A 21,052-nucleotide genomic window follows, 5' to 3' on the forward strand; every position below is an offset into this window, starting at 1 on the left:
GGTTGAGGCGCTAGTCTGATCTAGCAATAGGAAGGTCGTGATCTAAGCTCAAAGCGAACTCGCGAATCAAATAACGGTCTGACGCCTCGTGGGCGAACGCCGGCAGCGAGCACCTCAAAATCGAACTTTTGATGCAGCCTCGCTTGAAAGGATCCGGTGCATGCTGCGCCGGCCCGTTGTGGGAACGGGGTGTGGCATCGCTTTCGAGTGTTTCCTTGATTAACAATCAGAACTGATGAGGCGGGTGTATGAACAAATCGATCCGGGAGCTTCGGCTTGTGGCTGAAGCATCTGTTTTGGCGACTGGGTTGCTGATGTCGTCAGGAGCTAGCGCGGACGATGATCTGATGAGAACCGCCAGGCAGATCTTCCATCCGATCCCCTCAGTCATTCCTGCGGTAAAGGACAATCCAGTCACGCATGAAAAGGTCGAGCTTGGCAAGATTCTGTTCTTCGATCCGCGGCTATCGGCAAGCGAGATCATTAGCTGCAATACGTGCCACAACCTCGGCAGCGGCGGAGTCGATGCCGGTCCGACCTCCGTCGGTCACGGCTGGAAGGTCGGCCTACGTCGAGCTCCAACCGTCTACAACGCAGTGTTCAATGCGGCGCAATTCTGGGACGGACGCGCCGCGGACCTCAAGGCGCAAGCAACTGGCCCTGTGCAGGCGAGTGCCGAAATGAATGCGACTCCGGATCGTGTGCTCGACACCTTGAACTCAATGACCAGCTATGTCGTCTTGTTCAAAAACGCTTTCCCGAACGAAGCGAGACCGGTCAGCTTTGAAAACTTTGCGAAGGCAATCGAGGCTTTTGAAGCGACTCTCATTACACCTGCGGCCCCGTTCGATCAGTATTTGGAGGGCAATACACATGCTCTCGATGATCAGCAGAAGTCAGGGTTGGCGCTGTTTATGGAGAAGGGATGCTCCTCTTGCCACAATGGAATCAATGTCGGTGGACAGGCCTACTTCCCGTTCGGCGTGATGAAGAAGCCGGATGCAACCCTGCTTCCGGAAGGCGATAAGGGCCGATTCGCGGTCACCAAGGCGGTCGGCGACGAATATGTCTTCCGCGCGGCGCCGTTGCGGAACGTCGCGTTGCGAGCCCCTTACTTCCATTCGGGCCAGGTTTGGAGCCTGAAGCAAGCTGTCGCCCTGATGAGTGAAATCCAGCTCGGCGCCAAGCTTAGTGATGGGGAAGAAAACGACATTGTCGCGTTTCTGAATTCGCTAACCGGGCGCCTACCTAAGATCGAGTATCCGATACTACCCACCCGTACCAACACGACGCCAAAGCCTTCAATAGACAGATAGGATTAACAGCACCAGCTTCATGCCTTGCCGAATAGTAACAGATGCGACGCAAGAACCCGGCGTCCCGCACACGTCCTCAGCGGCTTGTCGGCGACCTTGCGTTTGATCGCGCCGCCCGGACCTGGCCAGAAGCTGTAGCCCAGGAACTTGCGACCGAACACACTGGCCACTGCGCTTTTGGTCTCGTTGACCGTCAAGCGCAGCTTGCCGTAGAGCCGCCGAAGCAGCCCATCACCCGGTCCGCCCGGCGGCTGCGAACGTAGACGTTCGCATCGTCGGCGTAACGCACGAAGCAATGGCCCCGATGTTCCAGCGCCTTGTCCACTTCATCGAGCAGGACATTGGCCAGCAGCGGCGATAGCGGCCCGCCTTGCGGCGTCCCCATCGTACGCGTCTGGACCACGCCATCGTCCATGATTCCGCTGTTCAGATACGCCCGGATCAGCCGGATGACTCCGGTGTCCCCGATCCGTTTCTGAAAGCGGTCGATGAGGATGTCGTGATTGACCGGGTCAAAGAACTTTTCCAGGTCCACATCCACCACGATCCGGCGACCCGATTGCACGTATGACTGCGCCGCGAGGACGGCATCATGCGCGCTTCGACCGGGCCGGAAGCCGTAGCTGTGCTCGCGAAGGTCGGATCAAAAATGGGCTGCAGCACCTGCAGCAGCGCCTGCTGGATCCAACGATCCGTCACCGTCCGAATGCCAAGCTCGCGCTCGCCACCGTCAGGCTTGGGGATCGTCACCCGTCGTACCGGACTGGGCCGGTATGTCCCCGACAATAGGTGCTCGCGGATCGCCCGCCACGCCGTACGCAGATGTGCGACGGTCTGGTCAATGTGCAGACCGTCCCCACCAGCTGCGCCTTTGTTGGCCCGCACCCGCTTGATCGCGCGTTGCAGGTTCTCTCTCGTCAGCGCCGCCAGAAGCAGCCCTGACCCTGGCTCTCCGATCCATGCCGCGGGCGGCGAGCTTCATCGCTGCCCGAGCCACACGGGGCTTCACCGCGTCATACCCCGGACCGCCCTGCTTGCGCAGACATCTGATGCGATGCTTGCCACCTCGGCACGGTATTGAACACTCCTTCTCGTTTGGTTCTTCGCCCACCGTTCAGCCTTCCGACTCTACCGCCGGCGACTACAACCTCGGCTGACTTCTCGCTCCGGCTCGACACCGTTGCCCCTTTCAGGCACAAGGCGAGATCTCCCCAGGTAAGAACGCACTCCTTCACTGCACGACCGCCGGATCTACGCCGCTTCCCCTTGATCACGAGTTTCGCGGTTTGTGGCCCGCTCACCCTGTTCGGCAACGCCTTCTATCCGGTTCTTGTTCATTGGCCCGCAGCTTCGCTCCACGCCCACACTCGGTCACCCTCGTGCAGTTGCGCTTCGCTTCGCTCGTTGTGATCAACTCGCGACGGGACTTTCACCCATAAGAGTGCGCCCATGCTGGGCGCACCACAAAAAAACGCCCGGCCTCCTCGGGAGGCCGGGCGATAGTCACGCAGGAACAACGCTGCTTTACGCATCGCACCAGCTTTCGTCGGTAGGGAGGACTACCGGCGATCGATTTACGGCGAGGGCATTCGCCGTCAAACAACGAGAAGCGGATATCACTCCGCGCGAAATCTGGAGCCGCTTGCCTTCCGCTCCTGTCGGAAACTTCGCGACTTGTCCACCACTCGCCCGCTGTCCGGTTGGCAGGCAGTGCCTTGATTGAGCTGGGATCCTTTGCGCAAGCGGTTTGGCTGCCGTGCCCTGAAACACAAGCGACAGTTTGCCGTCGCGCAGCAGCATTTGGCACCCCCAAACACCAACAACGCTCGATTATCTTCCGGAAGAGCGTGCCAAGGCGCCAATTTCGTATGACATTCCGTAAGGGAGGTAAAATAGATTGTTGTGATGGGACGCATCCACGCGATGGATAAATGAAAAATAGCGCTGTGCTTCGCGTCGAGCGTTAATGACTTCGGAATATGTGACCGGATCGGGCATCGCCGGCACGCTGTCCGCCGTCGGATCGAAAACCGAGCTTGTCGCCAGCTGTATGCGACCGCCTCCGCCGGCGCCGGCCGGATTCCCAGGCGCTGGGAACTTTGGGAGCTCGCAAGGACATCGTAAGCCCCCAAAGCGCGTGCATCTTATTCACAAACGCGTTGGCGAAACGCTCCGCACCATCATGGCTCAGCCCGCAACTCGCGTGCGGCGGCCACCATATTGATGAGCGCGGGACGCACCTCCTCCCATCTTCGAGTTTTCAGTCCGCAGTCGGGATTGATCCAGAGCTGCCGATCGGAAACTCGCTGCCGCGCCAACACAATCAGCTGCTTGATTTCCGCCGCTGCGGGAATGCGCGGTGAATGAATGTCGTAGACGCCGGGCCCGATCTCATTGGGATATTAGTAGCTCTTGAAGGCCTCGAGCAATTCCATCTTAGAACGCGACCTCTCGATTGAAATGACGTCAGCATCCATTGCTGCGAACGCATCGATGATTTCGTTGAACTCGGAATAACACATGTGGGTATGGATCTGAGTTCCGTCGGCGACAGCGGAGGAGCAAACGCGGAAGCTGTCCACTGCCCAATCGAGATAGTTCCTCCACTGCGATTTGCGTAGCGGCAATCCCTCCCGCAACGCAGCCTCGTCGATCTGGATCATGGTCGCTCCAGCCGCCTCAAGGTCGATGACCTCATCTCGGATCGCAAGAGCGATCTGACGGCATGTCTCGCTCCGCGAGATGTCGTCGCGGACAAACGACCAGTTCAGGATCGTCACCGGTCCGGTCAGCATAGCCTTGACGGGTTTCTTGGTCAGAGACTGCGCATAGCGCCACCATTCAACGGTCATCGGCTTCGGCCGGGAAACATCTCCGAACAGGATAGGCGGGCGAACGTACCGCGACCCATAAGACTGAACCCAGCCGTGCTTGGTGAAAGCGAATCCCAACAGCTGCTCGGCAAAGTATTGAACCATGTCATTGCGCTCGAACTCACCGTGTACGAGCACGTCCAGGTCGATATCTTCCTGCCACTGCACGGTACGGGCTGTCTCCGCTTTCAGAAGCTGCTCGTACTGCGCGTCATTCAGCGCTCCCCGCGCATGAGCCGCACGCGCATTCCGGACGTCGACCGTTTGCGGGAAGGATCCGATGGTTGTCGTTGGAAACATCGGCAATGCGAACGCGACGCGCTGGACGTCGGCACGCTGGGTGAACGCACTGCGACGGCGACGCATGCTATCGTCGATCGCGGCCATTCGTCCGGCGACATTCGCATTGTGGATCTCGGGCGATGTTTCGCGGGTCACGGCTGCGTCCTCCGAAAGCGCAAGTTCATCGGCCACCTCGGCAGCATGGCCGGCCAGCGCTTTGCCCAATATCGAAAGTTCCTTGATCTTCTGAACTGAGAACGCCAGCCACGTCTTCAGATTGGGATCGAGATCGGTCTCTAGCTCAATGTCGATCGGAACATGAAGCAGCGAGCAGGAAGGAGCAATCTGAACACGGTCCCTGCCCAGCTTTTTGACCATAGGGGCAATTGGTCGAGCAGCGCCGCAAGATTGGAGCGCCAGACGTTGCGACCATCAACGACGCCTAGCGAGACCACGAGATCTCTGCGGGCTGTGGCGACAATTGCGTCCAACTGGTCGGGTGCCCGAACCAGATCGACATGAAGCCCGGCAACGGGCAAGGCCAAGGCTGTTTCAAGATTGTCGCCGATAGCGCCGAAATAAGTGGCCAGCATGATTTTAAGGGCCGGCACAACCTCTGCGAAATGAGCATAGGCCCGGCGGACAGCCGCCCGCGACGCTTCGTCGACGTCCGTCACTAGGCATGGCTCGTCGAGCTGAACCCATTCAGCACCGCGCGAGGCTAGTTCGCGGAGGACATCGACATAGACTGCGAGGAGCCGGTCAAGCAGCGACAGCGGATTGAATGCGGGATCTGCGCTTTTGCCGAGCTTCAGGAAAGTGACTGGGCCAACTAGGACGGGGCGCGTTCGGTAGCCGAGGCTTTTTGCCTCCTCATATTCCTCGATCGGCTTTCGAGAGGAATACTTAAAGATCTGATCCTGGTGAAATTCCGGCACCATGTAGTGGTAGTTGGTATCGAACCACTTCGTCATTTCCTGTGCGGCTACTCCAGGCCCATGCTGAGCGTGACCACCGTCCTGAGCGCCACGCGCCATGGTGACGTAGGTCTTGAGCGACACAGGACCTTCGGTCCAGCCGTAGACGTCGGGAATGGCGCCGACCGTTACGCTGGTATCGAGCACATGGTCGTAAAACGAGAAGTCATTCGAAGGAATGACGGTCGCACCGCGGGATTTCTGCCGTGCCCAATTAGCGGCACGAAGTTTACTCCCCGCCTCGAGGAGCTCGGCTTCGCTGGAGTTTCCCGCCAAGTAGCTCTTGAGCGCGAATTTGAGTTCGCGTCGTGGGCCGATGCGTGACATCCCCAGTGTGGCAACGGGAAGCGAAAGAATAGACATAGCTCAGACGCCATGATTGGGGCAAAGGCCATGGCGGACGCATGCAGCGAATATCGCGTGAGCGACAGCTGCTTGGCGCACACCGGGACACCCCGCCCGTGGACGATATAATCGAGGCAGGTCTCCGGGCTCGCGGGTCGTCGCTGCTGTCCGGCCTTCCCGAAGCCGCATGGCTTCAGTGACTTCGTTGGACAGCGGCTCGCCGCTTACAGTTGCGGGGGCAGCGCCGGCATTGCACCGGCTTCCCTCTTAGCTCCGGATCAAACGAAATCCGGAGACCACGACGGCTGGCATTATGCGCACGAGGATCGATCCGTCAACCTACTGGAGTGTCGCTGCGATATTGCCCAAGCGATTGCGAGCTGTACTAGGTAGGCTACAACGGTCTTACTCCCGGCCTGGTGAAAACGCGTGGATCTGTGGAGGCTCCGCTTGTGAATGCGTCCGCTCAACACCCTGTTCGCGTAGTCGGATGAGCTCCGCGAGCAGAACGAACGCGCCGGGCGCTTCGACATCTGCGTGATCGCGACAAAGCCTGGTCTTTTCCGTCAGCAGCTTCTCGAACTCGTCCGTAAGGAAGTTGCGATCATCCTCGGCCGGCATCCGTTTGATCACAGTGCCATGAGGCTCTGAGGAATTGCAAAGGCCGGATTACTCCAGGATCGAACGGATGATCAGGTCGGACTGCCTGTGTTCGGCTGACCCCGCGACGAGCCGCGAGCTCGATCGCCTCCGTGGCGTTGGTCAAGATGATCTCCTCGGTGCGCCAGGCACTCACGTGCTGAGCGACTTTGGCGCGCGCCTTCGTTGTTTCCGTCGCCGCTTGGGGAGTAGTGCAGCCTGGACGTTGGCCTGCGCGACATCGCAGGAACAGTTCCGGACCTCAGGATGCACGCTGACTTGCGAAACTGGAGTAAGCGGCGAGAGGGCGGGCGGCGGGATCGTGCTATGACTCTACGCTCCATGCACTCGTGCACGGAAGCGGATGCCGAGCTTCTCGTACGTCTTCAGGATCTCCGGACCGATCTCGTCGCGCGAGGAGACCGCCTCTTCGGCTTCGGCCGTGACGTCGCTTTAGATATCCTGCAAATCGATCTTGTGATATTTGACGCCCCGTCCACCTCGCCTTGGCTCGTCAGCCAGCGACGATAAGCCTCGACGCGGCGACTGGAGCATCGAGGCGGCCTCGTCCTTATTCGAGACAAATTTAACGGTGTCCTCTGACAGAGCCCTTCGAGGGCTTCTCGGAGAAGATCAGCGCCTTAAGTCATAACGATGTTGATCGACCTCGATGCGCCCCATGCGGTCGGCGGCCTCCTCAAGCTCGACATCTACTACTTCGTTCGCGAAATCGAGCGGTGAAGCCTTCTGGACGCGGGCTGCTTATGCTGTTTTAGACGGGACACAGGTGTCAGGCACCGGACAGACGACCGCGCATTGCGGCGTGTCGCAATGGCCCGCGCACTCCGTACACTTTTTGGCATCGATAACGTAAATGTCGCGCTTGAGGCTGATCGCCGCGTTGGGACACTCGAACTCACATGCCCCACAAACGGTGCATTGCGAAGCGACGATCTTGTAAGCCATGCCTTCCGATTCCTTAGGCGAGCGATGCCATTGGCGATCCCTTTCAAATGCCGTGCCAAACACAGACGCGCTCAATGATGGGCAATTTGCGAGCCCTCGGGCCCTACTCCGAGAGCCAGTCGCGCTGCGAGCTTCCGTCGGTTTGTCTGGCACGGCAGCGCGGAGCCAAGCGACGCTCGACGATTCCGAAACCGGCGGCGCGACTAAAAGCCGCGAGCCGACGCACGTCTACGCCGGATCTCGGCAAACCTCCGGTCACACGCCCTGACTGGAGGTTTTGTGCAAGCCTCGCTCACGGCTACAACGTTAACTCCGCGGATTGACTCGCTGGAGGCTTGCCAAAACGGGTTTGTGCTACAACAAGCTTCGGCGTCGCTTCGGAGGGAAATGAAGTTGCGCCGGGAGGAGCGATACTGGCTTTGCAAAGTGACCGATTTAATTGCAGTCAGCCGCATGCCTGGTGCCGAGTAGGCATGGCGGCGCGGGCGAGCGCTGGTACGCTTTGCCTGGCTGTGCTCAGCCACTCCTCATGCAACTATTTTGGACGAAGTGGAACAGGGCTGAAAGATGACTGTGCAAATTGCTTCAGCGGCATGGCCTTTCCGAACAGATGGCCCTGCGCAAGGTCGAAGCCGAGTTCGGTCACAGCGATCAGGTCGGCGTGGCTCTCCACACCTGCGGCGACGGTGCGCACACTGTACTCTTTGGCTAGATCGACGATATGGCGGCACACCGTTCGCTTCAGGGGCCCATTTCCGCAACCGGCGACGTACTGCCGGTCCACTTTTAATTTCATGAACGGGAATTTTTCCACCCCCATCAACTGCGGCCAATTGGCGCCGACATTGTCGATTGCAAGGCCAATGTTGTGAAAGCGAACCTCACGCGCGACCTCGATCAGGAGATCTAGGTTCTCGATCGCTTCCTCGCTCTCGATTTCAATCGTCAAGCCGCCGAAAGCGGGGTGCGACGGCATGCGCTGACAGAGATCGCGTACCGCCTGCGGGTCAATCAGGAATGCTGCCGGGAGATTGATGGAGAGATCGATTGAAGTTTGCTGCTCCAGAAGATACTGCCAATCCTTGATCGCGCGGTCGATCACGAACTGCGACAACTCCCTAAAATGCGGATCGTGAGCCTCCGGGATGAAATAGGCCGGTGGAACAACGCCCTAGGTCGGGTGCCGCATTCGCACAAGCGCCTCGGCGCCGCGGCGGCTGAGGGTACACGCGTCAAACTTCGGCTCATACCAGAGCTCAAGCCAGCCAGCGTGTAAGGCTTCCCCGACATGGACCGCGGGACGGGGCGCCGGCTCTCTGGGCAAGAGCATGGCGACCCGAACGCGCAGCGTCTCGGCTGCAAACGGCGTCCTCAGCGGCGGCAGCATAGCAAGTCCATATTCGCCCCCGACCTGCTGCACTGCCGTCATGATGATCGACTCGCGGGCGCCGAACGCCAGCACTCCGCCTGCAAATCCTTCGCGTACGAGTATCTCGAGCAATCGTCCAGGCTCGATGCGATCCGAGCCAATGCCGAGCAGGATCAGATCAGGGAAGTCCGTGCCGAGTACGTGCGGCAGCTCGTCAGCAGTCCCGCATTCGCTGATAACAAACCCCATATCCTCCAGCACATCCCGAAGAAAGGCGCGCAGATGCCGCTTGCCGACGGCCACGCACGCTCGCGGCCGCACCTTACGCTGTCCGAAGATTACAGGTTTCCCTCCGACCAGTTCGGCCTGCCCATGCTCCATCGCAACCACTCCCGTTCCGTGACGGTCCCTTAAACGAGGAGCGAAGGTCCAAAACAAGCTGTGCTTGCCATTATCTTTCGGTTCTTCGAGGTAAGCTTAAGATAGTGCATTAGCGTGCAAAATCTTTCGCGATGTTGTTCAGACGATTTTGTCGGGCGCACGCGTATGATACCTGTCCCGCCTCGCGCAACTTTGTACGAGTGACGCACACGAGTGTGGGGAATCTCACCTTCGGACGCGCCGAGCTGATGCGCCCTATGGCACGGCGATTATCATGCTGCAAGATCTACTGAATCGATTCGCTCGTGAGTGGTGATCGGCAATCGCTCTTACGAAATGTTTGATCGGCATGGCCGGCCTGCCCACGCGCGAATGTGCCGTCTCATGGATTTCCTTTCTAATCGAAGGAAGTCCATCATGAGTTCGCAGCAGGTCAAGCCGCAGTCGATTCTGAGAACGGCAACAGCTTGCACTTACCTCACCTCTGTTGCTTATAGCGAGGGCGGACGTCCTATTCCCTATCGAGCTTGATAGTTGCTCTCAGTTGCGTTTTCTGCATCCTTTTGAACATGGATATCCTCAAGAAGGACTGGAGGGACTAACGTGACGGGTGTTCGTGTTGGCGCTGAAGCGCAAGGCCTGCCCCACGGGGGCACGGCTTTGCGCAAAGGCGTGCCAGGAGATGAGAACGCGATCGCAGAAGCCGTCGGAAAGCTACTTTCTGAATTAGGTGGCCCCGGACCAGAGTTCAGCCTTGAAGGCGCGAAGCAGGCTGCTTTGCGCCTGATTCAGGATCCCGAAGAGGGCTTCATTTTTGTCATCGAAGAACAAGCCACGGGGCGGATTGTAGGGGTCGCTGCCATCTCGGCCGTACAGGCCGTGAGAGCAGCCGGAGCGTACGGTGTGCTTCAGGAGCTATGGATTTCTTGCGACTTCCGAAGCTCTGACCACGGTCGGCATCTGCTCGAGGCGGTACATTCGGAGGCGAAGCGCCGAGGCTGGCAGATGATTGAGGTTGCGTTGCCCCCGGATGGCTATCCGGCCTTAGAACGGGTACGCCGTTTCTACGAGGAGAGGGGATATCGGGTTGGAGGATTGCGCGCGCGCAAGAGCGCTATGACAGTACTGCGACCTCTGCTCCACACAGTTAAAAGCGCTCCTGGGCCTATCAGTAAAGACTTTCAAAGCAGCAAACCCTGCTGCTTGTTGGTTCTCAAAACGAACGCTCCAACGCGTGCGTCGCGGTTGCTCGAGGATGATCGGAGAACCTCGACGCTGATGCGGTGCTTACTCCCACTGCGAGCGGTTACCTCTTCGACTTTCTTGGCGGGAACGTTCAAGATATCAGCCATCAAATCGTTCTTCATGGTGCGAAGCGATACGATGGTCTTCTCAAGGCTCGTGGACCGCGAGCCGAAACCTGCCCGGCTAAAAGGCGCGAAGCCAGGTCGGCGGCGGCCCGTTGCGGGCGAAGCCCGACCCAGCCTTACGAACGATAGCCCAGTCGTACTTTCGCGCTTTCCACACAGTGCTGCTTACTGACTCCAGTTTCGGATCACCGCACACAAATGCGATCCATTCGTCGCCAAGCACAATGCCTTGGCAACTGGCAAGCCAATCATCTACCGGGCTCCTTCCTGCATCTTGATTCGGTGGACCGTCGCGTGAAGGATTCGGTACCACCTTGTCACTCCTGCTGGCGAACGTTCAAGGAAGGTGAGCGAGATCAGCCATCAACACTGATCCGGTAGAGGATTCCGTAATGAGCAATGTGCCGTTTGCCGCCTCCAATACGAGGTTCGTGCAGGTCGCCCCAGCGCAGGACTTGATGCGGGCGATCGTTTCGCCGTTCGGCGCCATGACGAAGACGTGGCCGAGGGAGGCATGCGCGACAAAGAGCCGCCCTTTTTGATCCATCGTCAGCCCGTCAGGACCGCTGGTCCCGAAGAACAAGCTGAACCGTCCCACCTTCGCAACCCCGCCGTCACGCATCAGCGGCACGCGCCAGATGCTGTTGTCGCGCGTCATTGCAACGAACAACACGGCCTCGTCGGGACTGAGCACCAGCCCGTTCGGGCTAGGCCCGTTCGAAATCAGGCAATCGAGCCGGCCGTCAGGGCACAGTCGGAACACCCGGCCTGTCGGATCGTGCAATCCAGTTTGCCCCTGATCGGTTAAATAGATGCCGCCGTTGGTCGCGATATGAAGGTCGTTGCAGCCTCTGAAGGACTCGGAATTGCGGTGCCCCAGAAGCGGCCTGATAGTACCCCGCTGCGGATCGAGCTCCATGAGGCCGTTCATGTAGTCGGCCACCAGCACCCGGCCATCAGGTGCGATCTTCAGACCATTCGGCCAGCCGTCATATTCGATTATCAGAGACCAGATGCCGTCGGGCGAAATCCGGAAAATGCGGCCGAAGGGGATATCGACGACGTAGAGATTCCCGGACTTGAACGACGGCCCCTCGATGAAACAATCCACCGGATGGCCCCCGCGGTTGGCATCCGCCCATTTCGAGGAAACACCCGGGCGACGAAATTCCGCCGGCATCGACGAGAACACGCGGGTCTCAACCAGCTGAGGCGACTTGTCGAGATACATCATGACGCGCCTCCCAGCGTGCGGCGCGGCTGGCCCTCATATTTGTAGCCAAACTGCTTGGGCATCGGTCCCTTGTTACGATCCTTGCGCCTGGTCTGTTCCCAGGCGTGGGCCAGGATTCCGACCGCGCGCGACAGGCAGAAGACGCCGCGCGCCAGCGAAGGCGCGAAGCCGAGCTCTCCGTAAATGACCGCGGTCGCGCCATCAATGTTCATTGGGATGAGTTTGCCCTTGCGCTGCTGCATCACGCGCTCGATCGCGCGGGCGGCCTTGGCATAGTCGCCGCTGACACTGCCCTCAGCACCTGCGCCATCCACCAGCGCCAATAGCGGTGCCGCGCGCGGGTCGACCGGATGAAACCGGTGGCCGAAGCCGGGCAGATATTTGCCGCGCCTTGCGGTGAAATGGTCGATTGCGGCGGCCGCGGCCTCGCCGATCTCTAGGCCATCGCGCCTCCGCAGCACATCTTCGTAGAGTTCGACCGCCTGCTCCCCTGCTCCGCCGTGCACGTCATCGAGCGTATTGATTGCGGAGGCCATCGCACCGTTCAGGGGCAGCCCGCAGCTCACCGCCATCTGCGCAATTGCGATGGAGGGCGCGTGCGGACCGTGGTCAACGGACGCGACCAGCGCAGCTTGCAGCAGCCGCTCCTGCGCTGGCGTCGGCAGATCGTCGCGCAACATCAGCCAGATCATGGCGGGAAAGGAAATCCGGCCGATCAAATCTTCGATTGGATAACCCCGATAGGCGATGCGACCGGGCGCGATATCGCAGATGGAGGTTCGCCACCAACGGGCCGCTTGCTGTCGCAATTCTTCTTCGCTCATTTCCGGTTCGGCCCCTTCAACCTGCCGATTGCCAACCGCCGCAAGCCGTCGAATATCATGATATTGGTCCGTCCGCGGCTACGCGGACGGGCAGGAAATCAGCCTCTCCTCGCTTTGGCGTCCCGACGGCCCGGCTTGAGACCAGTTGCTCGACCTCCGCATACGAATAGCCGAGCCGCTGCAGCCATCGCTCGGTGTCTGCTCCGAGCGTCGCAGGTGGTGAAGGCACCGAAAACTCCTCATCCAGCCGGAAGCCCGGCCGCGTGATTCGTAACGGCTGCGCACCGTGTTGTTCTGGGGCCAAAGTCTCGACGAATCCGCGCTCGAGGAGCTGTGGCTGCTGCAAAACTTGCGAGACCGTCAGCACGCAGCCTGCGGGGACTCCAGCCAGATTCATTTGGGCCTCCCATTCGTCAGCGGGCTTGCAACTCAACGCCTTGTTCAACTCCGTGTTCAGCGCTGCGCGATTGACCTTGCGCATCTCGCGCCCAGCAAAGCGCGGATCGGTCTTCAGGTCCGGTCGGCCAATCAGGTCACATAGGGCTTGGTACTGCTTCTGCTCGTTGGCGGAAATGTTCAGCGGGCCTGTTGCGGTGCGGAACGTGCCGGAGGGAGCCGCGGTGAAGTTCTCGTTGCCGATGGGCTGCGGCTCGACACCAGCGTTCAGGTGGTTGGAGACGACCCATCCCATCGCTGCAACGGTGGCTTCGAGCAGGGACACGTCAATGAACCGACCGCGGCCGCTATGCCGCTGTTCGACCAGAGCTGCGGCGATGGCAAAGGCAGCAGTCAGTCCCGCAATCGTGTCCGAGATCGGAAAGCCCGTGCGCAGGGGAGCCGAGGCCGTATCGCCAGTGACGCTCATAGCACCAGACAGACCTTGAACGATCTGGTCATAGGCTGGACGGGCGGACCACGGCCCGCTCTGCCCAAAGCCGGAGATCGCGCAGTAGACGAGACGCGGGTTCTGCCTGCTGAGCACATCAAAGCCCAGGCTAAGCCGTTCCATCACCTTCGGCCGGAAGTTTTCGAGCACCACATCGGCTTCCTTGACGAGTCGCAAGAATACCTCGCGGCCCGATTCCGACTTCAAGTCCAGCGCCACGGATTGCTTGCCGGCGTTCACCGCGACAAAAGAGAGGCCCTGCAGGCGCTCTGCCCTTTTCGGATCGGCGCCGAGGCGCCGCGCGAGGTCGCCGCCGTTCGGATTTTCGACTTTGATGACCTCCGCGCCAAGACGCGCGAGATGATAACCGCAGAACGGACCGGCCAACACGTTCGACAGGTCCAGGACGCGGATGCCGGTGAGCGGCAGAGACATCTGAAGACGCCTTCCTTTAGGTGATCCGATGGTGAGGGCTTGGCCTGCGGGCAGCTATTTCAGTTGTTGTGCGGCGCGTTCCGCGAAGCGATTGGTGAAGGTTTTGTTCAGGTCGATCTTTGCGGCAGCGATTTTTGGATCAAAGTCGCTCAGGACAGCCAGCGGGACCTTGGCCGCCTCAATGTCCATCTGCCCGGTTGGCGAGAAGAGCGCTTTCGATGCGTTCATGATTTCGATATTCACCTCGCGATTGTCAGTCTTGTAACCAGGAGGAATCGCATCGACGAGCTGCTCCGTCGGCGTTGCGTTGATCCAGCGGTGAGTTTTGAGCAAGGCGTTGACCAGGCGCTGGACCGTTTCTGGATTTTTGTCGATGAAAGACTGCTGAAGGTAGAGACACGCGGTCGGATAGGATCCGCCGAAGGCCTGCTTTGAGCCTTCGATCGTGCGCGCATCGAACAGCGCTGTCGCGCTCTTCTTGCGCGCGAGAACCGTCGCGATGGGATCGAAATAGACCAGGGCATCAACGTTCATGGCCTCAAGCGCCACCATGCCCGGTGCGCCGCTGCCGACGGCAATGATGTTGACATCGCGTGGACCCAATCCTGATTTCTTGATGTAGTAACGCGCCATAGTCTCCGTCGATGACCCCGGCGCCGTGATCCCGAGCCTGAGACCCTTCAGGTCGGCGCCGGTTCTGACCTTGTCGGCGAGGTCGCTGCGGACACCGAGCAGGACGCCGGGAATGTCATTCAGCAGGAACACGCAGGAAATTTGCTTACCCTGCGCCTGCATCTGAATGGTGTGGTCGTAAAAGCCGATAGTCCCGTCGACGGAGCCGCCGATCAGGGCCTGCAGAGCCTTTGAACCACCGGCCTGGAAATTCTCGACGGTAACGTCAAGGCCTTCTTCCTTAAAGGAGCCAAGCTTCACTCCAAGTTCGACAGGCATATAGTTGAGGATCTGTGACCCCACGGCGATCTTCAACTTTGTTTTCTCGGGCTCGGTGGCATGCGCCAAAATGACCGAGAATGCGGCCAGCGCCACGACCGGCGTCAGTCTTATGGAAACGTGCATGCGAACCTCCATGATTGATGGGAGAGCGTACGATCAGCTTTCGTGCGCAGGCGCCGGCCGCCAGACCAGGAGCCGCTTTTCCGCGCAGTCGACGATGGCATCGAGGACAACGACGAAGGCGGAGAGAACGATAATTCCTGCGAACACTCCGGTCGCATCGAGGACGCCTTCGGCCTGCGCAATTAAGTGCCCCAATCCTGCGGACGAGCCGAGATATTCGGCGACCACGGCTCCCATCACGGCCATGCCGACGGACACCCGCAGGCTCGACAGAATCCAGGTCGTGGCGGACGGCAGGTAGACGTGCCGTAGCAGGGACGACTTCGATGCACGCAGCAGGCGGGCATTCGCCAGCACGACCGGATTGACCTCGCGGACGCCCTGGAACGTGTTAAAGAATGCGACGAATAGAACCAGCGTGACGCCGAGCGCAACCTTGGAGGTGAGGCCCAATCCGAACCAGATGACGAAAATGGGTCCAAGCAAGATCCGCGGGATTGCATTGAACATCTTGATAAAGGGCTGAACGACTTCGGCAGCGAACGGGCTTAAGCCCAGCCAGATACCAAGTGCTGTGCCGATCCCGATGCCAGCCAGGAACGACAGGACCGTCTCCAGCAATGTTATGCCAATATCGGTCCAAAAGTCCGCCGTCGACATCCACTCCCCGATCCTTGCGACAAGTGTCGAAGGTGCCGGAAAGAAGAAGGAATCGATCAGTCCGGCCCACACGCCCAATTCCCAGATCAGGATCAGGCCAAGGACGATGGCGAACTGCGTGAGAGCGACCCTACCCCTGCGTGACATAGCTTTTCTCCACTTCGGCGCCGAGCAGCGACCAGATTTCACGATAGAGCGCGACGAATTCGTCGGTGGTCTGCAGCGCAGAAACATCGCGCGGACGAGGCAGCGTGATCCTGACGTCGGCAACCATGCGGCTGGCGGGACCGGCAGACATCACAACGACGCGGTCCGCCAGCGTGATGGCCTCATCGAGATCATGGGTGATGAAGACGAGCGAGCGCCGGTCCGCCTGCCAGAGGTCGAGCAGGATGCGGTGCATGAGCCGGCGTGTGTGAACGTCCAGCGCGGAGAACGGCTCATCCATGAGAACGATTTTGGGCTCCATGATCAGGGTTTGTGCCATCGCAACGCGCTTGCGCTGGCCGCCGGACAATTGATGCGGATAGCGCTCCTCGAATCCCTTCAATCCGACCTTGGCGAGCCAGGGCCGTGCCTGCTCGCGCGCTTTCGCGATCGAGCTGCCCTGAAAGACGAGCCCGAGGCCGACATTGTCCTGGGCGGTCTTCCAGGGCAGCAGCCCTTCCTGTTGAAGCATGTAGCCGGACTGACCGTTCAGGCCCGTAAGAGACTTGCCGAAAATGCGAACGTCGCCGGCGGCGGGCTTCAGCAGTCCGGTGACAGTGTTGAGAATGGTCGATTTTCCGCAGCCGGTCGGCCCCACCACTGCAACGAATTCAGTCTCGGCTACCTGGAGGTTCATGCTTTTGACGGCCGTGAAGTCGCCGAAGCGAATCATCACGTCGCGCAAGTCCACGGCAAGTCCCGGCCGCCCCATTGTTTCGCTCCATAGAACTTGTTCTGGCGTCTGGACCCGAGTAGCTCGCGTCTCACGAGGAGTCAATCGTATTCTGATGTGCAGAATGGCCCTCGTGCTAGCTGGCTGGACTCCTGGCGTCATTCTGACTATTGGTTCTGCACAGCAGAACCAGAGGTATCGATGGTAAGAACAGGGGTTGATGCGGTCGCGCGGGCACTGGCAATCCTTAAGGCGTTCGACCCGGAGCGCGCCGCGATGACGCTGACGGAGATTGCGGATGCGACTGACCTCTACAAGAGCACAGTCCTTCGCCTTGCCGCATCTCTGGAGGCGGATGGCTTCCTGGTGCGGGGTACGGACCGGCTATTTCGACCCGGGCCGGAGCTATGGCGCCTTGGGGCGCTCTATCAGCGCGGGCTCGACCTCGGTGACCTGATCAGACCCTCGCTCCATCGTCTGGTCGAGGCAACCGGAGAGACCGCATCCTTCTACATCGCGGAGGGCGACGAGCGCATCTGCCTTTATCGCGTCAATTCTCCGCGTTCGGTCCGGCATCACCTCGAAGAGGGTCAGCGATTGCCGATTGACCGCGGCGCTGCCGGCCGTGTTCTTACCGCCTACCGCGATTCTGCATCAGCCGATGGAAAGAAGGTCAGAGATCGTGGCTTCTACGTCTCGATCGGCGAACGGGATCCTGAGGTCGCGGCCGCAGCTGTGCCTGTGATCGACGTTCATGGCCAATTGCGCGGCGCCCTCTCGGTCTCCGCCATTCGGACTCGCTTTGATGCAGATGCTCGGAAGGCTGCGATTGTAGTTCTGAAGTCCGAGGCTAAAGCGCTGATCGGTCTGCTGCCTGCAAGCGAGCGCTGAGCTACAATGGCAGCGTTCCGTTTATGACGCACAGCTCAGCGGGTGCCGCAAGGGCCTCTCCTGAGCGCAGGGTGCATTTCTCACATTGTTGAGGCGCATCGGGGCGCGAATCGGCGAGGCGTTCTTTTGCGACAAGAATTTTGTGGTGGTTCAAGGAATGCCCTGATAACGACAGAGCGTAGTGCAGATCAGTCTGGAGTGGTGGGACGCCCCTGAAGCTGTTCCTGGAGTCGCCCAAGTGATCCCGCCGCAGATCATCCTCGATCTCGACGCCACCCACCCGTATACGGGCATCAGGAGGGAGGCTTCTTCAAAGGCTATTGCGCTGCTCGATATATGTGCTGGTGTTCTGGAGCCGGCATATGCTGAGGGCCAAGCTGCGGCGCGCCGACATCGATGCAAGCGCGGCCAGAACGTTGCGCAGATTGTGCGGCCGTTCGACCCATTCGGCCACCATCTTCGGCGTGGTGTTGAACTGGCGCGCGGCGGCGTGCATTGCTCAATCCCGCTTCCACACACCGCACCATGGCCTCTCGACCTTTCGGCGTCAGTGGAGCATTCTTGTGGCTGTTCATCTGGTCTTTCCGTGGAACACTGAAGCTTCGCAACCTCAGCTTCCTCGGTTCGGACCAGATGGACAACCTCCTGAAAGACCACATCTAGCTCATGCACCGGCGTGGTCTTCGCACGCCTGATGATGTCGAGCGCCACGGTCTGATTGGTGTCGCACCCCAGGCACCGAACTTCCAAGTAAAAATAACCGGCATTGATCGCGTCGCCGATCGTAGGTGACGGCGGGGTCGGTCCCTTGTAACCAAGCATCCGAAAATTCCACGCCTCACAAGTCAGCTTGTCTTCTTGCTTGCGCGCCTCCTTTGCACGCTCGGCCGACATTCTGATTTGGGTGCCGAACAGATACTCGCGGGATTTCGTGGACATGGCGCTACAGAGAAGCGCAGTAAGACCATCAACGCAAACAATCAAGTAGTGGGGGCACGAGCGGGGCCGTGAAGTTCGGGTCGGTGCTCTCACACCAGGACTTGCGAGCCGCGGGGTCAATCTTGTGGCTGCACAGGAACCGCCAGACATATTGGACGTCAACGTCGCCCAGCGCCTCGGTCAGCAGAGGGCCTGTCCAGCGCGCAAACCCTTGCGGGGCAGCTTATCCAGCAGCTTCAGAATCCGCTTGTAGGTCGTCCTCGTATAAATCGGCTGCTTGCCAGGCCGCGGCTTGTCTTGCGGCCCTTCAAGGCCATGGTCGGCATAGCGATGCCGCCAAAGGCTGACAATCCGCGGCTGGACCCCCAACTTCCTTGGCGATCGACCGGGTGCTGCGCCCATCCGCCGCCAACAGAACGATCCGCGCCGCTTCAAATCGCGCTGCAACGTCATTGGCGAGCGACAACACGCCTCAAGCGCCTTGCGATCTTTCCTCGAAAGGTGGACTTCTCTTGCTTCAAGGATCATCCATATCTTGAATCACGACTCACGACCAAGAAAGTGGGTACTGGTCTCGTTCATGGCGTATCGCTCTCCTTGAGAGGTTCTGGCAGGCTCGACACCCGCCTCGATACGCCGCCTATCTCAGTCCGTCATCACCCAGCTTAGTCAGAGATCGAAGTGATCGATGATGATCTCGGTCGTTCAGCCGCCGGCGCCGTACAACGCGCCGGCTTCGAGCGAATGGTAGCGGAGGTTTGCCTTGGTAAGGTTGGTGCGGTTTGCGCCCGCGAGGTCTCGCGCTTCGCTCGCAGCGGTCGGGATTGGCAGCAACTCATCGAGATGTGCCGCGTGGTCGATACCGGTTCTGGTCGATCAGGAGACCATCTACGCGCCGAGGCATGGCAGCGACCGCCTGCTGCTCGGGCTCAAGGGCAGCCTCAACGAGTACGAACCGGATCTGTTGCGCCAGCGCTCGCTCTCGGCACGCTATGAGAAGGCGCGTCGGGGCGAGTTGGTTGTGGCAGCGTGTCCAGGAAGCGATCAAGATGGTGTTCGACAAGGTCGAGGAACTGGGCGGCGCGCGACAGGCGCTTTGCTGGCTCAATGAGTACAATCTCGATCTGCCGGTGAAGCAGACCAACGGGGACACGGCCCGGCGGCGACCACACTACTCCGCCATCGGCAGGCTTAAACACCGGGATGTGGTAGTTCGTGCGGCGCGGCATCAGGATGGAAGTCAGCACCAGTTGGCGCACGGCTGGATGATGTCGGCGGAGAGCATCACGCACCTGATCCCGCCGTTCCTTAGCTCTCTGCAGCCGCGATTGCAGCGGCGATCGCCCCGGGACCGATGACGCCAAGCAGCGCTTCCTCGATCACCGCGCTGAACGATGCGGAGTTGAATGCCCTACATTAACGCGCGCCCCGCGTATTGAGGGGCGATGGGACAACTGTTCGAAGCGCAACGTCCTGTCGGACGATAGCAGCGCAGACTGTCAGTCTTGAGACAAATGTCAGCAACTTGACGCTACACACCTTACGGAGTGCCTGCAGAGCCTCGAACTCTCTTCGGCACGAGGTTTGCTTTGTTCACGTCATCATCACCAATCGCAGTGCGATGGTCTTCGGGACGACTCGGCGCGCATCGCCGTTAGCGTCTGGTCCGCCCCGACGGTTTGCTGCGGGGATAACTTAAGGGCGCTCGGTTGTGGACCGAGAAAATGCACGGAAGTATTGGATGCGATCTGGAGTTCTTCTTTCGGGAGCCACAACAATTGCGCTCATCGCAAGCGGTGCAGCCAATGCGGCGGACCTTGAGCCAGAAGTGAAACTTTCACCCGCGGTGTGGAGCTGGTCCGGAGGCTATATTGGCGGGCACGTCGGCGGTGGGTACGGCCGAACCTCCTTCAGCAATCCCGACGGTCCGTCAATCTATGGCGGCGTCGTCAATACCCCAGTGTTCCACGCAGGAGGCCAGATCGGCTACAATTGGCAGAAGAACGGCTGGGTGTTTGGCGTCGAACTAGATGCCAGCCGTGCTGTCTCCGATGGCACAAATACTTGCCTGGCCGCCTCGGGCTTTGTGTGAGCGCAAACTGCACGGCAGGTCCAAACCTCTTTGCCACCGGGACCGGCCGCGTCGGTTACGCCTTCGGCGCTCTCGGCCATACGCTGGCCTATCTCAAGGGAGGCGTGGCTTGGCAATACAATCAGGGCAACGTGCTCAATAACAACGAATATAATGGCCTGCAGCCACAGGAGAACACTCATCTCGACTATGGTCAGGTCGGTGGCGCCATCGGGCTGGGCGTCGAGCAAGCGCTTACGCCTGCATGGTCGGTCAAAGTAGAGTATGACTATCTGCATTTCGGTGGGCCAAGTGTCGCAACGCCTTCGACGGTGCAGTTTCCGCCGTTCGCAATTCTTCCGGCGAACATGACGAGCCTGTCCAGCAACTATCACATCGGAAAGATGGGATTGAAATACCATTTCGGCGCGGACCCATGGGCGGCGCAATGGGTCCGATGCGCCGCTGTACGCGAAAGCACCTGCCGGCGCGCCGCCGATTGCTTACAAGGCCGGTTGGTCGTTCGAAGGCGGATCGCGGCTCTGGCTCAGCCGGGGACGATTCCAATGGGACGCCAGCGCTATTCCCGATGAGATCGCTACTGGAGATCCTAACATTCTTATATCAAGCTCACCTA

The 21,052-nt window shown here is 59.7% G+C and carries 17 protein-coding genes, 5 pseudogenes and 1 riboswitch; of the genes and pseudogenes, 7 read left to right on the plus strand and 15 right to left on the minus strand.

Going from position 1 to position 21,052, the window contains the following annotated elements; genetic code table 11:
* Window positions 1-248 precede the first annotated feature (248 nt).
* Window positions 249-1,316 (plus strand): cytochrome-c peroxidase, encoded by a 1,068-nt coding sequence (locus tag IVA95_RS23135; protein ID WP_249810429.1) that lies wholly within the window; start codon window positions 249-251, stop codon window positions 1,314-1,316.
* Between the two features lie 17 nt (window positions 1,317-1,333).
* Here the strand turns inward: IVA95_RS23135 and IVA95_RS23140 are convergent, their stop codons facing one another.
* The 6 genes and pseudogenes from IVA95_RS23140 to IVA95_RS23165 form a co-directional block, all read right to left on the minus strand.
* A complete protein-coding gene (locus tag IVA95_RS23140) occupies window positions 1,334-1,513 on the minus strand; it encodes a hypothetical protein (RefSeq protein WP_247512590.1) in 180 nt (59 codons plus the stop codon).
* Window positions 1,510-1,893, minus strand: a pseudogene (locus tag IVA95_RS23145) (reverse transcriptase domain-containing protein); the annotation flags it as partial. The pseudogene IVA95_RS23145 and the gene IVA95_RS23140, both read right to left, overlap by 4 nt.
* 1,603 nt (window positions 1,894-3,496) lie before the next feature.
* Window positions 3,497-5,811: pseudogene (metE, locus tag IVA95_RS23150) on the minus strand (5-methyltetrahydropteroyltriglutamate--homocysteine S-methyltransferase).
* A 97-nt stretch (window positions 5,812-5,908) separates the two neighbouring features.
* Window positions 5,909-6,109: riboswitch (cobalamin riboswitch) on the minus strand.
* 89 nt (window positions 6,110-6,198) lie between these two features.
* Window positions 6,199-6,414, minus strand: a complete 216-nt coding sequence (locus tag IVA95_RS23155; protein ID WP_247512591.1) for a hypothetical protein — start codon at window positions 6,412-6,414, stop codon at window positions 6,199-6,201.
* Between the two features lie 780 nt (window positions 6,415-7,194).
* A complete protein-coding gene (locus tag IVA95_RS23160; protein ID WP_247512592.1) occupies window positions 7,195-7,398 on the minus strand; it encodes a 4Fe-4S binding protein in 204 nt (67 codons plus the stop codon).
* Between the two features lie 535 nt (window positions 7,399-7,933).
* A pseudogene (locus IVA95_RS23165) lies at window positions 7,934-9,148 on the minus strand (EAL domain-containing response regulator).
* A gap of 672 nt (window positions 9,149-9,820) precedes the next feature.
* Between IVA95_RS23165 and IVA95_RS23170 the strand changes: the two are divergent.
* Complete coding sequence (locus IVA95_RS23170; protein WP_247512727.1) at window positions 9,821-10,690, plus strand: GNAT family N-acetyltransferase; 870 nt, start codon at window positions 9,821-9,823, stop codon at window positions 10,688-10,690.
* Between the two features lie 165 nt (window positions 10,691-10,855).
* Here the strand turns inward: IVA95_RS23170 and IVA95_RS23175 are convergent, their stop codons facing one another.
* Genes IVA95_RS23175 through IVA95_RS23200 form a run of 6 tightly spaced genes read right to left on the minus strand, consistent with a single transcriptional unit; the run spans window position 10,856 to window position 16,553 of the window.
* Entirely contained in the window at window positions 10,856-11,752 is an 897-nt protein-coding gene (locus IVA95_RS23175) for an SMP-30/gluconolactonase/LRE family protein (protein WP_247512593.1), read from the minus strand.
* Window positions 11,749-12,576 (minus strand): citryl-CoA lyase, encoded by an 828-nt coding sequence (locus tag IVA95_RS23180; protein WP_247512594.1) that lies wholly within the window; start codon window positions 12,574-12,576, stop codon window positions 11,749-11,751. Before IVA95_RS23180 ends, IVA95_RS23175 begins: the two co-directional genes overlap by 4 nt.
* A gap of 55 nt (window positions 12,577-12,631) precedes the next feature.
* On the minus strand, window positions 12,632-13,897 hold the full coding sequence (locus tag IVA95_RS23185) for a CoA transferase (protein WP_247512595.1): 1,266 nt from the start codon (window positions 13,895-13,897) through the stop codon (window positions 12,632-12,634).
* 54 nt (window positions 13,898-13,951) lie between these two features.
* The gene (locus IVA95_RS23190; RefSeq protein WP_247512596.1) at window positions 13,952-14,974 is read right to left on the minus strand and encodes an ABC transporter substrate-binding protein; all 1,023 of its coding nucleotides are present in this window, start codon (window positions 14,972-14,974) and stop codon (window positions 13,952-13,954) included.
* A 33-nt stretch (window positions 14,975-15,007) separates the two neighbouring features.
* Window positions 15,008-15,781, minus strand: coding sequence for an ABC transporter permease (locus IVA95_RS23195; protein WP_247512597.1), 774 nt, complete (start codon window positions 15,779-15,781; stop codon window positions 15,008-15,010).
* Window positions 15,765-16,553 (minus strand): ABC transporter ATP-binding protein, encoded by a 789-nt coding sequence (locus IVA95_RS23200; protein ID WP_247512598.1) that lies wholly within the window; start codon window positions 16,551-16,553, stop codon window positions 15,765-15,767. Before IVA95_RS23200 ends, IVA95_RS23195 begins: the two co-directional genes overlap by 17 nt.
* A gap of 162 nt (window positions 16,554-16,715) precedes the next feature.
* Here IVA95_RS23200 and IVA95_RS23205 point away from each other — a divergent pair, with 162 nt between their 5' ends.
* Complete coding sequence (locus tag IVA95_RS23205) at window positions 16,716-17,405, plus strand: IclR family transcriptional regulator (protein WP_247389246.1); 690 nt, start codon at window positions 16,716-16,718, stop codon at window positions 17,403-17,405.
* Between the two features lie 310 nt (window positions 17,406-17,715).
* Here the strand turns inward: IVA95_RS23205 and IVA95_RS23210 are convergent, their stop codons facing one another.
* From IVA95_RS23210 to IVA95_RS23220, 3 genes and pseudogenes are all read right to left on the minus strand, one after another.
* Window positions 17,716-17,901 carry a hypothetical protein gene (locus IVA95_RS23210; RefSeq protein ID WP_247512736.1) on the minus strand — a complete coding sequence of 62 codons (186 nt, stop codon included), beginning with the start codon at window positions 17,899-17,901 and terminating at the stop codon, window positions 17,716-17,718.
* Between the two features lie 161 nt (window positions 17,902-18,062).
* Window positions 18,063-18,344, minus strand: a pseudogene (locus IVA95_RS23215) (hypothetical protein); the annotation flags it as partial.
* 64 nt (window positions 18,345-18,408) lie between these two features.
* A pseudogene (locus IVA95_RS23220) lies at window positions 18,409-18,872 on the minus strand (helix-turn-helix domain-containing protein); the annotation flags it as partial.
* A gap of 216 nt (window positions 18,873-19,088) precedes the next feature.
* Between IVA95_RS23220 and IVA95_RS23225 the strand changes: the two are divergent.
* The 4 genes from IVA95_RS23225 (at window position 19,089) to IVA95_RS23240 (ending at window position 21,008) form a co-directional block, all read left to right on the plus strand.
* Window positions 19,089-19,340 (plus strand): hypothetical protein, encoded by a 252-nt coding sequence (locus IVA95_RS23225; protein WP_247512728.1) that lies wholly within the window; start codon window positions 19,089-19,091, stop codon window positions 19,338-19,340.
* A 53-nt stretch (window positions 19,341-19,393) separates the two neighbouring features.
* Complete coding sequence (locus tag IVA95_RS23230; RefSeq protein ID WP_247512599.1) at window positions 19,394-19,702, plus strand: hypothetical protein; 309 nt, start codon at window positions 19,394-19,396, stop codon at window positions 19,700-19,702.
* Window positions 19,703-20,172: 470 nt separating this feature from the next.
* Complete coding sequence (locus tag IVA95_RS23235; RefSeq protein ID WP_247512600.1) at window positions 20,173-20,436, plus strand: hypothetical protein; 264 nt, start codon at window positions 20,173-20,175, stop codon at window positions 20,434-20,436.
* Window positions 20,433-21,008 carry an outer membrane beta-barrel protein gene (locus IVA95_RS23240; RefSeq protein WP_247512601.1) on the plus strand — a complete coding sequence of 192 codons (576 nt, stop codon included), beginning with the start codon at window positions 20,433-20,435 and terminating at the stop codon, window positions 21,006-21,008. Before IVA95_RS23235 ends, IVA95_RS23240 begins: the two co-directional genes overlap by 4 nt.
* The last annotated feature ends 44 nt before the right edge of the window (window positions 21,009-21,052 follow it).

Origin of the sequence: Bradyrhizobium sp. 157 (assembly GCF_023073815.1) — a bacterium.
Taxonomy (GTDB): Bacteria; Pseudomonadota; Alphaproteobacteria; order Rhizobiales; family Xanthobacteraceae; genus Bradyrhizobium.

Excerpts from the sequence above, each read along its gene's own strand:
- IVA95_RS23200 (WP_247512598.1), bottom strand. The coding sequence starts at position 16,553 with ATGGGGCGGCCGGGACTTGCCGTGGACTTGCGCGACGTGATGATTCGC.
- IVA95_RS23135 (WP_249810429.1), top strand. The coding sequence starts at position 249 with ATGAACAAATCGATCCGGGAGCTTCGGCTTGTGGCTGAAGCATCTGTT.
- IVA95_RS23210 (WP_247512736.1), bottom strand. The coding sequence starts at position 17,901 with ATGCACGCCGCCGCGCGCCAGTTCAACACCACGCCGAAGATGGTGGCC.
- IVA95_RS23195 (WP_247512597.1), bottom strand. The coding sequence starts at position 15,781 with ATGTCACGCAGGGGTAGGGTCGCTCTCACGCAGTTCGCCATCGTCCTT.
- IVA95_RS23225 (WP_247512728.1), top strand. The coding sequence starts at position 19,089 with ATGGTAGCGGAGGTTTGCCTTGGTAAGGTTGGTGCGGTTTGCGCCCGC.
- IVA95_RS23175 (WP_247512593.1), bottom strand. The coding sequence starts at position 11,752 with ATGATGTATCTCGACAAGTCGCCTCAGCTGGTTGAGACCCGCGTGTTC.
- IVA95_RS23230 (WP_247512599.1), top strand. The coding sequence starts at position 19,394 with ATGGTGTTCGACAAGGTCGAGGAACTGGGCGGCGCGCGACAGGCGCTT.
- IVA95_RS23180 (WP_247512594.1), bottom strand. The coding sequence starts at position 12,576 with ATGAGCGAAGAAGAATTGCGACAGCAAGCGGCCCGTTGGTGGCGAACC.
- IVA95_RS23160 (WP_247512592.1), bottom strand. The coding sequence starts at position 7,398 with ATGGCTTACAAGATCGTCGCTTCGCAATGCACCGTTTGTGGGGCATGT.
- IVA95_RS23190 (WP_247512596.1), bottom strand. The coding sequence starts at position 14,974 with ATGCACGTTTCCATAAGACTGACGCCGGTCGTGGCGCTGGCCGCATTC.
- IVA95_RS23155 (WP_247512591.1), bottom strand. The coding sequence starts at position 6,414 with ATGCCGGCCGAGGATGATCGCAACTTCCTTACGGACGAGTTCGAGAAG.
- IVA95_RS23205 (WP_247389246.1), top strand. The coding sequence starts at position 16,716 with ATGGTAAGAACAGGGGTTGATGCGGTCGCGCGGGCACTGGCAATCCTT.
- IVA95_RS23185 (WP_247512595.1), bottom strand. The coding sequence starts at position 13,897 with ATGTCTCTGCCGCTCACCGGCATCCGCGTCCTGGACCTGTCGAACGTG.